Origin of the sequence: Acinetobacter sp. SH20PTE14, assembly GCF_021391555.1 — a bacterium.
Classification (GTDB): domain Bacteria; phylum Pseudomonadota; class Gammaproteobacteria; order Pseudomonadales; family Moraxellaceae; genus Acinetobacter; species Acinetobacter amyesii.
Genome location: NZ_CP090067.1, coordinates 1,670,324 through 1,688,094 on the forward strand (window position 1 = coordinate 1,670,324; position 17,771 = coordinate 1,688,094).

The 17,771-nt window shown below is 40.8% G+C and carries 17 protein-coding genes and 1 pseudogene; 9 read left to right on the forward strand and 9 right to left on the reverse strand.

What is annotated here, in order from left to right; genetic code table 11:
- Positions 1–105 precede the first annotated feature (105 nt).
- Positions 106–1,188: a zinc-binding metallopeptidase family protein gene (locus LXF01_RS08340; RefSeq protein ID WP_233945386.1), complete on the reverse strand. Its 1,083-nt coding sequence runs from the start codon at positions 1,186–1,188 to the stop codon at positions 106–108.
- A 448-nt stretch (positions 1,189–1,636) separates the two neighbouring features.
- Here LXF01_RS08340 and LXF01_RS08345 point away from each other — a divergent pair, with 448 nt between their 5' ends.
- From LXF01_RS08345 to LXF01_RS08355, 3 genes are read left to right on the forward strand one after another with little or no spacing between them, the layout of a single operon-like run.
- Positions 1,637–2,077 carry a CopG family ribbon-helix-helix protein gene (locus LXF01_RS08345; RefSeq protein WP_078190923.1) on the forward strand — a complete coding sequence of 147 codons (441 nt, stop codon included), beginning with the start codon at positions 1,637–1,639 and terminating at the stop codon, positions 2,075–2,077.
- Between the two features lie 11 nt (positions 2,078–2,088).
- Complete coding sequence (locus tag LXF01_RS08350) at positions 2,089–2,286, forward strand: hypothetical protein (protein WP_233945387.1); 198 nt, start codon at positions 2,089–2,091, stop codon at positions 2,284–2,286.
- Entirely contained in the window at positions 2,283–3,305 is a 1,023-nt protein-coding gene (locus tag LXF01_RS08355) for an ABC transporter substrate-binding protein (protein ID WP_180023650.1), read from the forward strand. Before LXF01_RS08350 ends, LXF01_RS08355 begins: the two co-directional genes overlap by 4 nt.
- Positions 3,306–3,400: 95 nt before the next feature.
- Here LXF01_RS08355 and LXF01_RS08360 read toward each other — a convergent pair.
- Positions 3,401–4,068 (reverse strand): annotated as a pseudogene (locus LXF01_RS08360) (epoxyqueuosine reductase QueH).
- A 622-nt stretch (positions 4,069–4,690) separates the two neighbouring features.
- On the opposite strand from LXF01_RS08360, the gene LXF01_RS08365 reads away from it, so the two are divergent.
- From LXF01_RS08365 to LXF01_RS08380, 4 genes are all read left to right on the forward strand, one after another.
- Complete coding sequence (locus LXF01_RS08365; protein ID WP_233945388.1) at positions 4,691–5,680, forward strand: putative oxygenase MesX; 990 nt, start codon at positions 4,691–4,693, stop codon at positions 5,678–5,680.
- A 270-nt stretch (positions 5,681–5,950) separates the two neighbouring features.
- Positions 5,951–6,979, forward strand: a complete 1,029-nt coding sequence (locus LXF01_RS08370; protein ID WP_078193780.1) for a methionine synthase — start codon at positions 5,951–5,953, stop codon at positions 6,977–6,979.
- Between the two features lie 104 nt (positions 6,980–7,083).
- Complete coding sequence (locus LXF01_RS08375; RefSeq protein ID WP_180005612.1) at positions 7,084–7,578, forward strand: flavin reductase; 495 nt, start codon at positions 7,084–7,086, stop codon at positions 7,576–7,578.
- Positions 7,579–7,623: 45 nt separating this feature from the next.
- A complete protein-coding gene (locus LXF01_RS08380) occupies positions 7,624–8,424 on the forward strand; it encodes a sulfite exporter TauE/SafE family protein (RefSeq protein WP_233945389.1) in 801 nt (266 codons plus the stop codon).
- Positions 8,425–8,564: 140 nt separating this feature from the next.
- On the opposite strand, the gene LXF01_RS08385 is transcribed toward LXF01_RS08380, so the two are convergent.
- From LXF01_RS08385 to LXF01_RS08415, 7 genes are all read right to left on the reverse strand, one after another.
- On the reverse strand, positions 8,565–8,894 hold the full coding sequence (locus tag LXF01_RS08385; protein ID WP_233945390.1) for a DMT family transporter: 330 nt from the start codon (positions 8,892–8,894) through the stop codon (positions 8,565–8,567).
- Between the two features lie 7 nt (positions 8,895–8,901).
- Positions 8,902–9,783, reverse strand: a complete 882-nt coding sequence (locus tag LXF01_RS08390; RefSeq protein ID WP_233945391.1) for a hypothetical protein — start codon at positions 9,781–9,783, stop codon at positions 8,902–8,904.
- Positions 9,780–10,796, reverse strand: a complete 1,017-nt coding sequence (locus LXF01_RS08395; RefSeq protein ID WP_233945392.1) for an isopenicillin N synthase family dioxygenase — start codon at positions 10,794–10,796, stop codon at positions 9,780–9,782. The genes LXF01_RS08390 and LXF01_RS08395 overlap by 4 nt, the downstream gene beginning before the upstream one ends.
- A gap of 81 nt (positions 10,797–10,877) precedes the next feature.
- Positions 10,878–11,759 (reverse strand): ABC transporter ATP-binding protein, encoded by an 882-nt coding sequence (locus LXF01_RS08400; protein WP_233945393.1) that lies wholly within the window; start codon positions 11,757–11,759, stop codon positions 10,878–10,880.
- Entirely contained in the window at positions 11,759–12,703 is a 945-nt protein-coding gene (locus LXF01_RS08405; protein WP_233945394.1) for an ABC transporter permease, read from the reverse strand. Before LXF01_RS08405 ends, LXF01_RS08400 begins: the two co-directional genes overlap by 1 nt.
- Positions 12,704–12,891: 188 nt before the next feature.
- A complete protein-coding gene (locus LXF01_RS08410) occupies positions 12,892–13,593 on the reverse strand; it encodes an SIR2 family NAD-dependent protein deacylase (protein WP_233945395.1) in 702 nt (233 codons plus the stop codon).
- Between the two features lie 103 nt (positions 13,594–13,696).
- Complete coding sequence (locus tag LXF01_RS08415) at positions 13,697–14,632, reverse strand: LysR substrate-binding domain-containing protein (protein WP_233945396.1); 936 nt, start codon at positions 14,630–14,632, stop codon at positions 13,697–13,699.
- A 246-nt stretch (positions 14,633–14,878) separates the two neighbouring features.
- On the opposite strand from LXF01_RS08415, the gene LXF01_RS08420 reads away from it, so the two are divergent.
- Positions 14,879–16,099, forward strand: a complete 1,221-nt coding sequence (locus tag LXF01_RS08420; protein WP_233945397.1) for an acyl-CoA dehydrogenase — start codon at positions 14,879–14,881, stop codon at positions 16,097–16,099.
- A 209-nt stretch (positions 16,100–16,308) separates the two neighbouring features.
- Positions 16,309–17,736 (forward strand): MFS transporter, encoded by a 1,428-nt coding sequence (locus tag LXF01_RS08425; protein WP_233945398.1) that lies wholly within the window; start codon positions 16,309–16,311, stop codon positions 17,734–17,736.
- The last annotated feature ends 35 nt before the right edge of the window (positions 17,737–17,771 follow it).

Consider the following 17,771-nt stretch of genomic DNA (forward strand, 5'->3'; position numbering starts at 1 on the left):
TTAGAAGTACTATGTAAATTTCTTTTAAGATTAAGCTAATGTACGAATGCTGTGATACCGAAAAGTTGATTTGAGATTCAAACACTGTCACGTGTTAAATTTAATCTAATTGTGTTGCTGATTTTTTAAGGTCATGTTGAGCAGTTTGTGGTGAATGAATCGTAATTTATCCAATACTGGATTCGACAATGTAAATGGATATGCATCATCTAAGCCCATGCTGCGGTTCAACGCATTTAAATTAAAGGTCAAGGTCATCCAGTGTTGCAGTAGTAGGTCAAAATCCTGAGCGCCAATCGGGTTCTCTTTCAGTTCTAAATTATTTAAATCTGACTTATTGGTTTTGACCACTAATCCTGCATAGTAGGCTGTTTCTAGAGTATCCATCATGTGCAAATAATGCGCCCATGTTTCCGCCCAATCTTCCCAAGGATGCGTACTGGCATATGAACTGACATAGTAATCCGCCCAATTTTGTGGCGCACCGTCATTATAATGACGTTTCAAAGCTTCACTATAATCCTGTCGTTCATCACCAAAAAGTTCTCGAAATTCCTCAATCAGTTCAGGGTGTAAATGTTTGATCAAATCAAAATAATAATGACCACTTTCATGTCTAAAATGACCTAGAAGTGTACGGTAGTTTTCACCCATTTTTATACGCGTTGTTTCGCGGTAAATCACATCTGCTTCACTGGCATTCAAGGTAATAATGCCATTGGCATGACCGGTCATGACAGGTGTATTTTCTGTTGGCATCAAAAAGTCAAAACGCAGGCCAAAACGGTCATCTTGACTGCGTTTAGGACGCGGCATGGTATTCAGTTGCTGCATTAAATACAAAAAACGCCGTTTGGCATGTTCCAAACGTGCCCAGTACACAATATGGTCTGGGTTATCTAAGTTGGGAATGGTATGCGTCAGCAAGCAAGACTCACAGTAAATTTCTTCACTGTCGGCAGGCACCATCCAGTTGCAAACCTGATGATGCTGATAATTATGACAAGGTTTAAAGCGTTTTCCCTTTATTTCAGGATTTAACGCAAGCCATAACGTACTGCTATGCTTCTCAAAACAGCCCATTTGCTTTTCAGAGGCAATATAACCCAGCGCAGTCTGACAATTGACACAGTGTGAATTGGCAAAAAAGATTTGGTTAGAACATACCGCGCAGCAGAAATACTTCATAGGCGTTGAGTGATTAATAGAAAGTTTAATCAGTATAAATGATGTTCAATGTTGATGAAATAAATTGCACTTCGAGTTTGTTACATGCCGGTCAATGCTCTTGTTTAAGAACAACGACCTTTAGAAATAGTCTTTCATCAAATAATACATCGCAGCAATAGTGCAAAGGGGTCTCGATGAGTGCATTCATTGCACAAATCATGAACAGTAAAATTTAAAAGAAAGTTAAAATAACAAAATAATCGATCATTTTTTGTATTTCTCACTTGGCACAGATTCTGCATTTCTATCGATATTACGAAATAAATATTTTGTATTACTCAAATAGGAGATGCATATGAACCGCCATCAATCTGCAACATTTCTGCATCAATTAAAGCAATTTTTTATTGAGTTACTAAGCGCCCGTGCGGGTTTCTATATTCAGCAAAAAAAATAAGGAAAAACAGTGCCTAAACAAAAGCTGGCGCGTATCAGTATTACCGTGCCTGAAAAAACAGTCGATGCTTTGGATCAAAAAATTGTCGATCAGCATTATGAGAGCCGTTCTCAGGCCATTGTCGACATGATCAATAAGCATCTGATTGCCGATCAGGAGCAGCGTAACGAAGTAATGGTCGGCACGTTTACCTTACTTTATGACGCAAGTAGTACGGCACTACGTATTCAGCTTTTAGATTTACAGCAGCAGTTTTTAGAACAAGTGGTGAGCTCGCTGCATATTCAACTCGATGACCACAAAATTTTAGAAGTCATGATTCTGCAAGGCGTCAGTTCAGAGCTCAAAGTTATTAGTCAGCATTTTTCAGCACTTAAAGGTGTGATTAAAGGACATTTGGAGTTGATGGACGCTGTAATGCCGCCAATTCCGCAAAATGCAAAGAATTAAGGAGTTTTAAAATGGGCCAATTATATCGATCACAAGGTCAGTTTAAAGACCAAATCACAGATAAACAGCAAGCACATGCTAATGCAGGTAACCAAAGACCAAGTCGTGCAAAGCACAATGCTCAATCTGTCAGCAATCTGAATACACCATCGTTTTTGTATACCAATACCAAATTTAACTGTAATGCCATCGGGGAAATCGCACTATGATCAAAAAAGCCTGCTTATCTGCATCCGTTGTGACCGCAATCTTACTAGGTGGCTGTGACAATACGGCCAAAACACCTGAACCAAACGCGCAAGCAGAAGGCACAGTCAATACAAAAGCCATCACGATCGGCTATAGCGACTGGCCTGGTTTTGTCGCATGGCAAGTTGCTATTGAAAAAGGCTGGTTGAAAGAAGCCGGTGTCAATGTAGACTTTAAATGGTTTGATTATTCAGCCTCACTATCTGCATTTGCTGCAAATCAGTTGGATGCCGTTTTGGTCACCAATGGTGACAACTTAGTCACAGGTTCTGGCGGCACGAAAGGCGTCATGATTATGGCGACGGACTATTCTGCGGGTAATGATGTCATCATTGCTAAAGATGGCATCAATAGCCTTGCCGATCTAAAAGGAAAAAGTGTCGCGACAGAAAAAGGCTTGGTTGATCATTTGCTTTTGACGACGGCTTTGGATGATGCAAAAATTCAAGCTACTGAAGTGAAGTTGGTCAACACCATGACCAACGAGCTGCCACAAGTATTTGCAAGTCCTGATATTGCAGCGATTGCCGTGTGGCAACCGGTTGCAAATCAAGCGCTGAAAGCTGTTGCTGGCTCTAAAATTATTTATACATCGAAAGATAAACCCGGTCTGATTTATGACACATTAACCGTCAACATGGCGCATTTATCTGCTAACAAAGAAGAATGGAAAAAAATCATTCAAGTTTGGGATAAAACAGTTAAATACATCAACGCCCCTGCAACGCATGCCGATGCAGTGAAAATCATGTCGACCCGTGTTGGTGTTGATCCTGCACAATATGAACAGTTTATTGGCGGGACACATTTACTGGATTTAGCTGCCAACAAACAAGTCTTTAAAAAAGGAACTGGTTTTGACTCGATTTATGGTTCTAGCTACCACGTAAATAAATTTAATGTTGCCAATGGCATTTATAAAACCGAAATGGATGTCGATGGATCAATCTATCCAGCTTTGGTTGAAGAACTGAAATAAGTTGAAACGTAAATAAAAATAAGCCCCGAATAGTATAAATTCTTCAGGGCTTAACATCACAATTTAATATCAATGCAAATAATGAAGTGCAGAACTCAAGCTTCTTCATCCATGGCATTTGAGTAAAACTTTACACCCAGTTTGATACAGTCACGGCCATGACTCATACGCCAGCGGTTGGTATCACGCAGTGAATATACGCACCCACAATATTCTTGCTGGTAAAATTCCTCATTTTTATTGATCTCTAGCATACGCACAGCGCCACCATTTTTACGCTAGTTATAGTCCTAATAACTTATGCCTTCATAATGTGAAGCGGAGCGATGACCACAGTCATTAATCTGCTTCATATTTTTCCAGCGTGAAATTCCCAGTGAGCTACTAATTAAGCTAAAACCATGTTCTGCCGCATAAAGTGCAGTACGCTCGAAGCGCATATCAAAACACATCGTGCAACGAATGCCTTTTTCAGGCTCATTTTCATAGCTTTAGCGCGAGCAAACCAATTGTCTGTGTCATAGTCAGAGTCAATAAACGGAATGTTATGTTTCTCGGCAAAGCGGATATTTTCCTCTTTACGGATTTCATATTCTTTCACAGGATGAATATTGGGATTGTAAAAGAAAATTGAAAAATCGATACCTGATTCAATTAATGTTTCCATGACTTCGCCAAAGCATGGTGCACAGCAAGAGTGGAGTAAAAGCTTGTCATGACCTACTGGGAGAGTCAGTGTCTGACGTTCTAATTTATTAGACATGATTTTAAGAAGGTATAAGTATAAACCGAATATTTTAGCGATTCCTTAACATACCAAAGCTCGATTATGCTGATTTTTTCTAAGTACAAGTTGAGTCATATTCAGTATATTGACTAAAAAGCTGAAACGACATGAATATATGCTTATTTCATATTTTGTTTATCTATTTATGGCAAGGTTTAAGAACTTTATAGCTCAGGACAAAAGTATATTAGTGTTACAGATTCAATATTAAAACAATTAGTGATTTGATCTTTTTTCATTTTAAAGTTAGAAAAATTCACCCTAATGAGTAAATCGCTGAATTTTGGAGTGGAGATATTGAGCCAATCTGTACGATTCGACGCATTTCAGATGTGTGTTTGAATGAAAAAATTTTCATTGAATTTTTTTTAAGCCTTTATTTATATTAAATAAAATTTAAATACTACCTGAGTGGCAGTTTTTTTATCGCCAGTTGAATGATGCATAGTTGAAGAAAATTCATTGTATTTAAATTTTAAACATGAATTTATCTCACTTTGAGTTGAGGTTAAATCATTTTTATTCATCTTAAGTTTCACGTATAAATTACTCCATACAGAAATTTTGATTATTTTTAATTTTAGGGTAGTGAATCTCCATGAGTCATAAATTTGCATGTTCAATCAAACGTATCCGCTTTGATGAAAACTATAAACCAGCTGACAATACACGTTTAACAACGAACTTTGCCAATTTGGCACGTGGTGAACACCGTGAAGAGAATCTGCGCCGTACTTTGGCAATGATTAATAACCGTTTCAATAGTTTAGCTACTTGTGACAACCCAAATGCAGATCGTTATTCACTTGAAATTGACATCATTTCGGCTGAACTCGATGTGGAAGGCAATGGTCAAACTTTCCCATTTATTGAAACTTTAAAGAGCACCATCATCGACCATAAAACCAATGAACGCATTGAAGGCATGATCGGCAACAGTTTTTCATCGTATGTACGTGACTATGACTTCAGCGTGGTATTACCAGCACTCGGCTGTAAGTTCAATGAAAAACCTGAAGATTTTGGTGATTTACATGGAAAGCTATATCAACACTTGATCAATTCAGAGGTATTTAAAGCTGAATTTAAGAAACAACCTGTCATCTGTTTAAGTGTTTCAACGACAAAAACCTATTACCGTACTGCAAATGTGCATCCGATCTTAGGTGTGGAATACACCAATGATGATCACTCCCGTACAGATGACTATTTTGCAAAAATGGGCTTAAGCGTTCGTTACTTCAAACCTGAAAATGCGACTGCGCCATTGGCATTTTATTCAGCAAATAACTTGCTCAGCGACTATACAGATTTCGAACTGATCAGCGCGATCAGCACCATGGAAAGCTTCCAAAAAATCTACCGTCCTGAAATTTACAATACCAATGCGGCAGCAGGTTTAGTGTATCAACCAAGCTTAAGCTTTGGCGATTACTCATTAACCCGTATTGTGTATGACCGTGTTGAACGTGGTCAGTTGGCGGTTAAACAGGGCAAATGGACGGAAGAGAACTTTATCCAGCCATATAAAGACATTCTGAATGAGTGGGCTGCTAATTTTAGTATTGAAAATGCAGCCGCAGCTTAATTTTAAATCACTTGTGATTTAAAGCACCTGTTTTAAAGAATATGTTTCATGCATCAGTTAATTTGTGATCAATATTTATTTCGTAAAGAAATTTCCCTCTCCTTTTAAGGAGAGGGTTAGGGAGAGGATTTATATGAAATATTCCCTCATCCTCTTGCGGAGCATGCTCCTCATCCCATAGGGAGAAGGGACTTTCAATATGAATTTAATAATCAATTGATAACTTTTTGGTTTTTGCAAAATTTAGAATATAGAGATAGAAGATCGAATATGGCCATTTTACTCCCAACTTCAACTGCTGGCAGCTTACCTAAACCATCTTGGCTGGCTGAACCTGAAAAATTGTGGTCAGCATGGAAACTTGAAGGCGAAGAATTATTAGATGCAAAACGTGATGCGTTGAAATTATCTTTGCATGAACAAATCCATGCAGGCATTGATATTGTCAGCGATGGTGAACAAACCCGTCAGCATTTTGTAACCACATTTATTGAACATCTTGAAGGGGTAGATTTCGAAAAGCGTGAAACGATGCGTATTCGTAATCGTTATGATGCAAGTGTACCGTCAGTTGTGGGTGAAGTATCTCGTAAGAAAGCAGTGTTTGTGGATGATGCAAAATTCCTACGTAGCCAAACCAATCAGCCGATCAAATGGGCACTGCCTGGCCCAATGACGATGATTGATACCTTGTATGATGGTCACTACAAAAGCCGTGAAAAATTGGCTTGGGAATTTGCTAAAATCTTGAATCAAGAAGCGCTAGAGCTTGAAGCGGCAGGCGTGGACATCATTCAATTTGATGAGCCTGCATTTAACGTATTTTTTGATGAAGTCAATGACTGGGGTATTGCGACCTTAGAGCGCGCGCTTGAAGGTTTGAAATGCGAAACAGCAGTTCACATTTGCTATGGTTACGGTATTAAAGCCAATACTGATTGGAAACAAACTTTAGGTAATGAATGGCGCCAATACGAAGAATCATTCCCGAAATTGCAGCAATCGAAGCTGGATATCATCTCGCTTGAATGCCAAAACTCTCGTGTACCGATGGATTTAATCGAACTCATCCGCGGTAAAAAAGTGATGGTTGGCGCCATTGATGTAGCAACCAATCAGGTTGAAACAGCAGAAGAAGTAGCAAATACATTACGCAAAGCGCTTCAGTTTGTAGATGCCGACAAGCTATATCCTTCAACAAACTGCGGTATGGCGCCTTTACCTCGCCAAGTGGCGCAAGGCAAACTAAATGCGTTAAGCGCAGGCGCTGCCATTATTCGTCAAGAATTGACCGCATAAATTCGAGCTGACTCGGTTTCATGTAAGGGCAATAAGGAAATTAAATTTGCTATTGCCCAAACCTGAGAAAGAGATAAGCCATATAGACCATTGAGATTGAAGAGATGATTGAAGCAACTGATTTTAGAAATGCAATGTCTTTATTGACGACTGCAGTCAACGTGATTACGACTGAGGGTGAAGCAGGCATGCATGGATTTACAGCATCAGCAGTATGTAGTGTGACAGATACACCGCCAACTTTGCTGGTTTGTATGAATCAATCATCTCGTTCTCATGCGCATTTTCTTGAAAATAAAGTTCTGTCTGTCAATGTTTTGGGCGCACAGCATGAGCAAATTTCCAATGCCTTTGCTTCAAGCAAATTCAATTCGGAAGAGCGTTTTAAATTGGGTACTTGGACTGCATTAGAAACAGGTTCACCAATACTCAAAGATGCTTTGGTCAGTTTTGACTGTCAGATTGAACAGATTCAAGAAGTGGGTACGCACAGTGTGTTTATGTGCCGTGTGGTCGCAATCAAGCAAAGTCAGCAGGAAGAGAGTTTGGTGTATTTCAACCGTGCTTATCATGCTGTAGGTCAAGTGGAGTTGGCTTAAACCAGTCAGACTTCTTCAATACATCTTTTTAAAAGTATCTATTTCGTGGAACTCATTACTTTCTTAATTATTGGCGCATTTGCTGGTTTTGCTGCAGGGCTGTTTGGCGTTGGCGGCGGTACTATCATTGTGCCTTTGCTCTATATTGTTTTTAGCCAAATGGGCTATAGTCCCGATGTGATTATGCATTTGGCGCTCGGCACATCTTTGGCTACGATTGTTGTGACATCGATCAGCTCCTTGATGGCGCACAATAAAAATGGTGCTGTGATTTGGCCTGTATTTAAAAATTTAGCTCCGTCTATGGCGATTGGCTGTTTTGCAGGCGCAGGGATTGCAGGCTGGCTGTCAGGTTTACATCTGCAAATGATTGTCGGCGTGTTTTTACTTTGGGTGGCTTATACCATGTTTATGGGAGCAAAAAAGCCAGTCGATCCCAACAAAACACTGCCATCTACAGGCAAGCAAATTGCAGCAGGTTCGGGTATCGGCGTTGCATCGGCCATCTTCGGGATTGGCGGCGGCAGTATTACGGTGCCGTATTTAACGGCAAATGGCGTGGTGATGCAAAAAGCGGTCGGGACGTCTGCCGCTTGCGGTTTACCTATTGCCATTGCTGGTGCATTAGGTTTTATGTTCTTCGGCATGCAGCAGCATGTTGAAATTCCAAATACCATTGGCTTTATTCATATCTATGCCTTTTTGGGCATTAGTGTGATGAGTTTCTTTACGGCTAAATATGGCGCGAAAACTGCGCATGCGCTTTCACCAGCAGTACTGAAAAAATGTTTTGCTGTGCTGTTATGTATTGTTGGATGCTTTTTTCTAGTGAAAGGCATTTTATAGTAGCAGACTGATCACAGTTGCTTCATTCGAAACGTATGCTCTAGTGTGCAACAGCAAGCTAGAGCATTTTTATCTATAGCAATTTAAGTCTTTAAAATTTCAGAGATATTATTTAAAAACTTCATTTTAAAACTGACATTTCAAAGCTCTGTGCTTTTAGAAAAAACATTAATAATCACAATGCCCAATAAAATAAAGGCCAAACCAATTATGGCAGGCAGGTCTAAATTTTGTTTAAACACAATCCAGCCCACGCATGAAATAAGCACAATGCCTGCAGCGGACCACATGGCGTAGGCCAATCCCATAGGAATCGATTTAAAGGTCAAACCTAAAAAGAAGAGCGCAATGGCATAGCCCAATACGGTAAAAATAATCGGCACAAGTTCAATAAAGCCATTACTGGCTTTTAAGGCGGATGTAGCAATCACTTCGGCAATGATTGCAATAAGCAAATAAATAAACGACATTGATTTCCTATAGGCATTCTACTGCATGATGTAAGAGATGCTGTTTTTCATTTTGCAACCAATCTGCACTTTCTGTCGTGGTATCAGTGCGACGCTGAAATGCATAATGTGGAACATAAATATCCACCTCGTACATCAGCTGTACTGCTTGACCATTAATAATGACGTTTTGCATCAAATGTGTTTCATCAATAAATTCAAAATGATCAAAATTAAGTGATTGATCTTGTTGAGATGAGGTCGTTGTATAGTATTTATGCAGACCATCTATAGCGATGGATACTTCAAAGCTTTCAATCAGCGCTTGATACCCAGCAGGTGCAGATGGTATATCGATGTTGGCAATTGTTTGCTGATCTGTAGGTAAACGGCTCAGTGCAAAGGCCACATACTTATCACAAATAATTAAACCGCCATCCATCGGCAAGGGTTGATGACTTTCTACATCGAGGGCTGACTGCAACCGCAGGCCTAAAAATAGCCCTTCATGAACTTGTTGACGCCAGTCTTCAACATAGGCATTGCTTGGAGAGAATTCTAAAATACAGTTGCCAATCGCATGCAGTTTTGCAGGTTCTGGCCATTGCACATGATTTTGATAATTTGAGTGTGCTTTAACGTCCCAAGACAATAATTGTTGTTTAGCATCCCAAAGAGTGTTGCCAATCCAGCCTTGACGCTCATTCACTGGCGTATTTTCTTGGCTTTTTAAACGTAGATCGATGGTGAAAGTACGTGATTGAAACCAATAAACAATGGTTTTTTCATCCGTTAAACCATTTGAAAAACTGATACTTTTACGACGAAATGCACCATACAAATAGTCTGGAATAGGAGCTGAAATCTCTTGGCTGGCTGGAAGCTGTGCTAAAGCCTGAAATAAATTCATGCGTTTGCTCCTTGTACTTCTGTATTTTCATCCATACCAAATGAGGACAAAGGCACAGCATTTCTTAGACTCAGCTCTCCTGAAGCGATACGTTTTTTAAGATAACTAAAGGTTTGCGCGGTTTGATTAAATAAATGTTCACCACCAATTAAGGGCTGATATTTTGGCGCTTCAGTTGAATGTACTGGCTCAATGATCGTGTCGTAATTGCAGGCGCAGAATAAGGGGAAAGAGTAGCGTTCTTCAGAGACTTTTTTAACACGGTGTTTGGTGGCCAAATATTTGCCATTCGACAAAATTTCCATCATGTCGCCAATATTCATCACCAAGGTATTTTCAATCAATGGAATATCCATCCATTCACCTTGTTTATTGAGTACCTGTAAACCCGGTGCCGTCGGCAAGAGCAGTGTAAAACATTCATAGTCTGTATGTGCGCCAATACCTTCAGCATCTTTTACTTCAGGGTTATAGGGATAATGGATTAGACGCAGTTGGCTGGTTGGATGGGTAATTTTACAATCAAAAAAATGCTCATCTACATTCAATGCTAAAGCAAAGGCCTGAAAAATCTGCTCGCTGATACTGCGTAAATGGTGGTAATAATCACTGACCGTACTTTTAAATGTGGCATCATCTGGCCATAACGTAGGGCCAAGCAAAGGAAATGCTGTCGCTTCGCCGTGGTAATCATAATTAACGTCATAGGCTTCTTTTAAGTCGTAGCTGTTGCCTGCAAATTGTTCTTCACCAATCGGCACATAGCCACTGTGATTTTTCGACAGCCCAATATAGTGTTGCATTTTACTGGCAGTATCTTGTTGGAAATAGCGCTTTGCCACCTGAATCAGTGATGTCGCAAAATCAAAATTGAACTGATCACCTTTTAAATAAAGAAAACCAACATCTTTACAGGCTTGATCCAAAGCGGTTGCTACTTCTAAGCGTTCTGACAGTATCGTACTTTGCATTTTCGATATATCAACAAGTGGCAAAACATAAGATTCATTCATCTTCAATTCCTATAATGTTGGCCGTCCAACGCTGTAGTACATCATTTAGGCCGTCCTAAAGATGAAGAGGGATTAATCCAGTTATTTTTGCGTACTGACTTGAGTCATACGTGGAATTTTCGGTAGGTTTTCCATCGCTGGGTCGAGCTCGTCTTCCTGCGCATGTACCAAGAAATCCACCCGTTCGCGCAGTTGTTTAAATTCAGGACTCAGCATGAGTTCAGGATTACGAGGACGGGGTAAATCGACCTCAATAATTTCTTTAATTTCACCAGGATTGGCTTTGAGCGCCACAATACGATCCGCCAATAAAATGGCTTCATCCATGTCGTGGGTCACAAAAATGATGGTGATATCAATGTTTTGCCAAAGATCCATTAAATGTTTTTGCATTTTTTGACGGGTATGCGGGTCAAGCGCGCCAAACGGCTCATCCATCAATAAAATTTTGGGTTCATTGACCAATGCTCGGGCAATCGCAACACGCTGTTTCATACCACCAGAAAGCTCATGCGGGTACTGATCTTGGTATTTTTCTAGACCAATAATATCAATCCATTCGCGGGCGCTGGATTCAGCCGAAGCATTGCTGGCACCTTTCATTAAAGGGCCGAACATCACATTTTCTTTGACTGTTTTCCATGGAAAAAGCGTGTAGCCTTGAAACACCATGCCACGCTCGGGGCTTGGGCCTTCAATCGCTTGGCCATCGACCAGCAATTCACCGCTACTGTAAGGATCAAGCCCAGCCACAATTCGGCTAAAGGTCGATTTACCGCAACCCGATGGGCCAATCACGCAGATAAATTCACGTTTATGAATCTTTAAATCCAACTGATTTAAAATAGTGCGTTCAGTTTTGCCGTACTTAAAACTTTGTGTAAGTTTTTTTGCTTCTAAAATGACAGGGCGTGCATAAATTGCATCGAAATAAGTGCTGGCATTAAATTCTGTGCTGTTCATTATTTTGCTCCTGCTTTCCATTTAAATAGACGTTGACCGAGTTTCATTAGCACCACATCGCATACCAAACCAATCACCCCAATGATGAGGATCGCGGCATAAACATTGTCAAAGTTTTGGTAACGCGCTTGTTGGGTAATAAACCACGTAATCCCAGAGGTTGTGCCAATCAGTTCAGATACGATCAGATAAGTCCAAGCCCAGCCCAGCAATACACGTAAGTCGCGGTAAATGTCGGGAAGCGCCGCTGGAATCACCACATGAAATAAGCTTTTCATTTTATTGGTGCCCAGCGTAAAACCTGCTTCGATCAGGCCTCGGTCAACCATCCGTGTGGTATTCGCAATAATCAGAATTTGCTGAAACAGCGTACCAATCACAATAATGGCGATTTTAGGTGCATCATTAATGCCTAAAATCGCAACGGCTAATGCACCAAAAGCAGGAGCGGGCAAGTAGCGGAAAAACTCAACAAAGGGTTCGGTCAGTTGTGATATTTTTTGAGAAAAACCGCAAAGAATCCCGAGCGGAATACCGATGAGAGAGGCAATAAAAAAAGCGCTGAACACAATTTTAATACTGTGCCATAAGCTTTGATGAAACCATGGGGCATCAGGTTGGGCAGGTGGAGTTATAAAAGCCGTAACTAATGCTTTTGCTACTTCGTGCGGTGCAGGTAAATAGATTGGATTGACCAGTTTACCTTGAGGTGGTGCTAAACCTGCATTCACTGCAGATTGTGCTTCGGCATAAAACACCGCTTTGTCTACACGGCTATCGACCTGAAAATACGGTACACTGCCAGACTGCGTTATTTGCACCTGTGGATGCCATAAAAATGGCAAATAACTCACTGCACACCAAATGAGCACAGGAATTAAAAATGATCCTAAGCCAAGCAATAGCTTACTTTTTAGACTGAGCTCTCTTGCGACATAACCCATACTGACCAAGCCCCAATATTACTTTTTTAATAAAACGTAATACTATTAAGCAATTTGAATGCCAAACGCTTGTATGCCGTGTTTTATTGACCTTATGCAAAGTTAGATAGGCTATAAACAGCAAAAAGCCTGCAAAAGAAGCAGGCAATATTAGTTTTTTTGATCGATACTGATGCCAAAATGTGCTTTTATGGCGCAACCAATTGCAAAAAAAGTTTTTTCATTCCTTCACTCGCGCCAGCTTTAATCAATTGATACTGCTCAGGTACACGCTGATAATCTGCTTTCGGGTCGATATAAAATGCACGGCAGTTGGCAGGGATTTCGTGAATCAATCCAGCCACAGGATAGACAGCCAGACTCGTGCCAATCACAATAAAAATATCTGCCGTTTGTACACTTAAACTGGCATCTTCATAGGCAGGAACTGCTTCGCCAAACCAGACTACATGTGGCCGTAAAGGATATCCTTCAGGGCATTTGTCGGTCTCTAAGTTTAAATCTGCACCTTCAATAGGGAAAATTTCCTGCGTATATTGCGCCTGAGGGCCAGAGCTTTTAGCGTAACGAATATTGCCATGCAGATGCAGTACATTGTGAGTGCCTGCACGTTCATGTAGATCATCAATATTTTGTGTGATGACTTGTACATCAAAAAAATCATCGAGTTCAGCAATCAATCTATGAGCTGTATTTGGCTCTGCGGCTAAAATATGTTTACGGCGTTCATTATAAAAACGCTGTACTAAAGCAGGGTCACGTGCCCAAGCTTCAGGTGTGGCCACATCTTCAATGCGATGCTGCTCCCAAAGACCATTACTGTCACGGAAGGTATTGATGCCGCTTTCTGCGCTCATGCCGGCACCTGAAAACACCACAATTTTTTGCATAGATTATAGCCTTATATTTTAATTGATGCGTCCATTAGGTACGGTTACATGTATTGAACGAATAATGCAGCGAATTTACTGTACTCAAAATATAGCGACTACTTCAACTCAGCTGATGCAATTCTTGTAGCACCCAATCGACAAATTTTTGTATTTGCGGTGAACTGTCTTGACTCGAGTGGACCAAATAATACTTTCTGCTACCGTGCAGTTTTTTATTTGATGCAATCACCAATTCTTTTTTTCTCAGTTCTGCTTCGATCAGCATTTGTGGAATCAGTGCCATTCCCATGCCATGACTGGCTGCAACAGAAAGCATAGAAAATAATTCATGCCTCTGCCCATCGAAAGGCTTGGGATGCTGAATTTGATGGGCTTGAAACCATTCTTGCCAAATACTTGGACGTGTTGTTTGCTGTAATAAGGGTAATCGAAGCAATTCTTCATCACTTAAATTAAAACTATGATCATCCGTCATTTCCGCATGGGGAAAATTGTTTTCAATCAATTTGGGAGAACAAACGGGAACCACTTCTTCATCCATTAAATAATGCGCTTGAATGCCAGGCCAATGCTCAATTTGCTGTTGCGTTCCTGCAAAAATAGCTGCGTCAAAGACATTTTCATTAAACAAAAAAGGTTTGGTACTGGTTTCCAAATGCACGGTAATTTCAGGATGCTGTGCATTTAAATTATTTAATTTTGGCAACAGCCAACGTGTGGCAAAGGTTGGCACAACGCCCAGCTTTAAAGTACCGCCTAAGCCTTTGTGCGTCATGATATCAGAGGTGCTTTTTTCGATGCCTTGCAAAAAGGGTTTAATACTTTTTGCATATTGTTTGCCTGCTTCTGTGAGATCGACACCGTGACGCGTTCGGCTAAATAGCGTGACACCTAGATATTCTTCTAGCTGTTGAATTTGGCGTGACACAGCACTTTGAGTAATAAATAACTCTTGAGAAGCATGCGTATAACTTGCGTGTTTTGCAGCAGATTCAAAGCAAATTAAGCTTTGCAATGATGGAATATTACGCCGCATAGATAAAGTCCTTTTTATCGAGAGGTATCACAAAATGGCATATAAGAATGATTTTCATATACCACTATAGTCTATAAATAAAGCAATCCATCGCTTAAATCAGTGGCTAAAGTGCTTAACACGCTGTGAACAAAGCTCAGGTATGCGAAAGGCGCATATCTACATGCAAAATAATCGTTTGAATGAATCACTTTTCACACATAGCATCGAATAAAACAAAGAAAGCCCGAAAAAGCAGAGGATGCGATGAATCAAATGGTCAATGTAAAAAAACCAAAAGTACAATTTAACTGGCAAGATCCGTTTCTTTTGGAACAGCAATTAACTGAAGAAGAACGCATGATTCGCGATACTGCGCATGCATACTGTCAAGAGCGTTTACAGCCACGTGTACTCGAACAATTCCGCCATGAAAAAACCGATGCATCTATTTTCCGAGAAATGGGCGAACTTGGCTTACTTGGCCCAACGATTCCAGATCAATACGGCGGCGCAGGTCTAAACTATGTTAGCTACGGTCTAGTTGCGCGTGAAATTGAATATGTGGATTCTGGCTACCGCTCAATGGCTAGCGTTCAAAGTTCTTTGGTGATGGTGCCCATTAATGAATTTGGCTCTGAAGCGCAAAAACAGAAATACCTACCAAAGCTGGCAACAGGCGAATACATTGGCTGTTTTGGTTTAACTGAACCAGATCATGGCTCTGACCCAGGTAGCATGATTACTCGTGCAAAAAAAGTCGAAGGTGGCTATCGTCTCACGGGTGCAAAAATGTGGATTACCAACAGCCCAATTGCCGACGTGTTTGTTGTTTGGGCGAAAGAAGTATCGCCTGAAGGTAATGTTGGTGACATTCGTGGTTTTATTTTAGAAAAAGGCTGGGAAGGTCTATCTGCTCCAGCAATTCACGGTAAAGTTGGCTTACGTGCATCGATTACCGGTGAAATTGTGATGGACAATGTCTTTGTCCCTGAAGAGAATGCTTTTCCAGAAGTACGTGGTTTAAAAGGTCCATTTACCTGTCTAAATAGTGCTCGTTATGGTATCGCTTGGGGCGCAATGGGCGCCGCAGAATTCTGCTGGCATACAGCGCACCAATATACTATGGACCGTAAACAGTTTGGCCGACCATTGGCAGCGAATCAGCTGATTCAAAAGAAACTGGCAGATATGCAAACTGAGATTGCCTTGGGTTTACAAGCTGCGCTTCGATTTGGACGTATGAAAGATGAAGGCATTGCTGCTGTAGAAGGCACATCACTCATTAAACGTAACAACTGTGGCAAGGCTTTAGATATTGCCCGTGTTGCGCGTGACATGATGGGTGGTAACGGCATTTCTGATGAGTTTGGTGTTGCCCGCCATCTGGTCAATCTCGAAGTCGTCAACACGTATGAAGGAACGCATGATGTACATGCACTGATCTTAGGTCGTGCGCAAACAGGTATCGCGGCTTTTGGTAACTAATTGAATTATATATCGATAAGGTGCTCTACATAGAGTGCCTTAGAGACTTTTTATGCAAAAATAAACTTAATCAATAAAGGATTCATCGTGAAACACTCTTGTAACTCTGTGCAATAGCCTGAGCAGTGATGAAATAAAAAGAATAAAAAAGGCAAATGTGCAGACATAGGAATGCCGATGACTCATTTGGGAAAATGAGGAACAAGGAAATGAATAACGAAATGCAAAACGGAGCAGGAACGCTCAAATTGCCTTCTAACGTGGGCACGATGCATCGTATTACAAGCAACACTTGGAAAATGGCTTTTATTTTTGCCTTTATTTCTTTGGTGATTGATGGTGTAGACATCATGTTGCTGTCATTCAGCCTGACCAGTTTAAAGGCTGAATTTGGTTTAAGTACATTTCAAGCCGGAATGCTCGGTAGTTCTTCTTTAGCAGGGATGGCGCTGGGTGGTATTTCGGGTGGATGGGCGTGCGATAAATTTGGCCGTGTGAAAACTATTGCTTGGTCGGTAGTATTTTTCTCAATCATGACCTGTATTTTAGGCTTTACCCAAAGCTATGAACAATTTTTAATTTTACGTTTTATTGGCGCTTTTGGACTGGGTTCTCTTTACATGGCGTGTAATACGCTCATGGCAGAATATGTGCCAACCAAATATCGAACAACGGTACTTGGGACTTTGCAAACCGGTCAAACCGTGGGTTATATCGTTGCAACGCTGATGGCGGGTGCAATTATTCCAGATCACGGCTGGCGGATGCTATTTTATGTCACCATTATTCCTGCTGCTTTTGCCCTGATCTTTATGCGTTTTGTTCCTGAACCAAAATCTTGGCAGGAAGCAAAAATTGAGCAGCTAAAACGCCGTGAATTAAAACTTGAACCTGTACAGCAACATGCTGCAGTCAATCAAAATACACCTTCTGAAAGTATTTATAAACGTATTTTTGGGCATACCAATCATCGTAAAATGTTCTTCTTTTGGATGTCGACCGCTGCATTTCTACAATTCGGTTACTACGGTGTCAACAACTGGATGCCAACGTATCTAGAAACCGAACTCAGCATGAACTTTAAAGCCATGACAGGCTATATGGTAGGCGCATATACCGCCATGATTCTGGGTAAAATTTTAGCAGGCTATGCCGCTGACAAGTTCGGACGTCGTATTACCTTTGTGTTTGGTACGGTAGCTACGGCAGCATTCTTACCGATCATCATTTTCTATAACACACCAACCAACATCGCCTATTTACTCGTAACTTTCGGTTTCCTATACGGTATTCCATACGGTGTAAATGCAACGTATATGGCAGAAAGTTTCTCTACGGATGTACGCGGTACGGCTATTGGCGGTGCTTACAATATGGGACGTTTAGGCGCAGCCATAGCACCAGCAACCATTGGTATGATTGCCGCTGGCGGATCATTCACTATGGCCTTTATTGTAATGGGTGCTGCGTACTTTATTGCAGGTGTTATTCCGGGCTTGTTCATTCGTGAACGTCAATATGACCCCCAGCAAGCCTCACTTTCTTCAGATGCGGAAAAAGAAAAACTGGCAAATTTAGATACACATGTTGGTGATGCAGAACAAAAAGCATCTGCAAAAACTGCGACAGTAAAATAATTAAAAAATCTGTGCCATAGCTCAATACTATGGCA

Bases quoted from the DNA above. Each gene is read 5' to 3' on its own strand.
- LXF01_RS08405 (WP_233945394.1), bottom strand. From the start codon at position 12,703: ATGGGTTATGTCGCAAGAGAGCTCAGTCTAAAAAGTAAGCTATTGCTT.
- LXF01_RS08395 (WP_233945392.1), bottom strand. From the start codon at position 10,796: ATGAATGAATCTTATGTTTTGCCACTTGTTGATATATCGAAAATGCAA.
- LXF01_RS08420 (WP_233945397.1), top strand. From the start codon at position 14,879: ATGAATCAAATGGTCAATGTAAAAAAACCAAAAGTACAATTTAACTGG.
- LXF01_RS08350 (WP_233945387.1), top strand. From the start codon at position 2,089: ATGGGCCAATTATATCGATCACAAGGTCAGTTTAAAGACCAAATCACA.
- LXF01_RS08340 (WP_233945386.1), bottom strand. From the start codon at position 1,188: ATGAAGTATTTCTGCTGCGCGGTATGTTCTAACCAAATCTTTTTTGCC.
- LXF01_RS08370 (WP_078193780.1), top strand. From the start codon at position 5,951: ATGGCCATTTTACTCCCAACTTCAACTGCTGGCAGCTTACCTAAACCA.
- LXF01_RS08355 (WP_180023650.1), top strand. From the start codon at position 2,283: ATGATCAAAAAAGCCTGCTTATCTGCATCCGTTGTGACCGCAATCTTA.
- LXF01_RS08390 (WP_233945391.1), bottom strand. From the start codon at position 9,783: ATGAATTTATTTCAGGCTTTAGCACAGCTTCCAGCCAGCCAAGAGATT.
- LXF01_RS08410 (WP_233945395.1), bottom strand. From the start codon at position 13,593: ATGCAAAAAATTGTGGTGTTTTCAGGTGCCGGCATGAGCGCAGAAAGC.
- LXF01_RS08425 (WP_233945398.1), top strand. From the start codon at position 16,309: ATGAATAACGAAATGCAAAACGGAGCAGGAACGCTCAAATTGCCTTCT.
- LXF01_RS08415 (WP_233945396.1), bottom strand. From the start codon at position 14,632: ATGCGGCGTAATATTCCATCATTGCAAAGCTTAATTTGCTTTGAATCT.
- LXF01_RS08365 (WP_233945388.1), top strand. From the start codon at position 4,691: ATGAGTCATAAATTTGCATGTTCAATCAAACGTATCCGCTTTGATGAA.
- LXF01_RS08385 (WP_233945390.1), bottom strand. From the start codon at position 8,894: ATGTCGTTTATTTATTTGCTTATTGCAATCATTGCCGAAGTGATTGCT.
- LXF01_RS08375 (WP_180005612.1), top strand. From the start codon at position 7,084: ATGATTGAAGCAACTGATTTTAGAAATGCAATGTCTTTATTGACGACT.
- LXF01_RS08400 (WP_233945393.1), bottom strand. From the start codon at position 11,759: ATGAACAGCACAGAATTTAATGCCAGCACTTATTTCGATGCAATTTAT.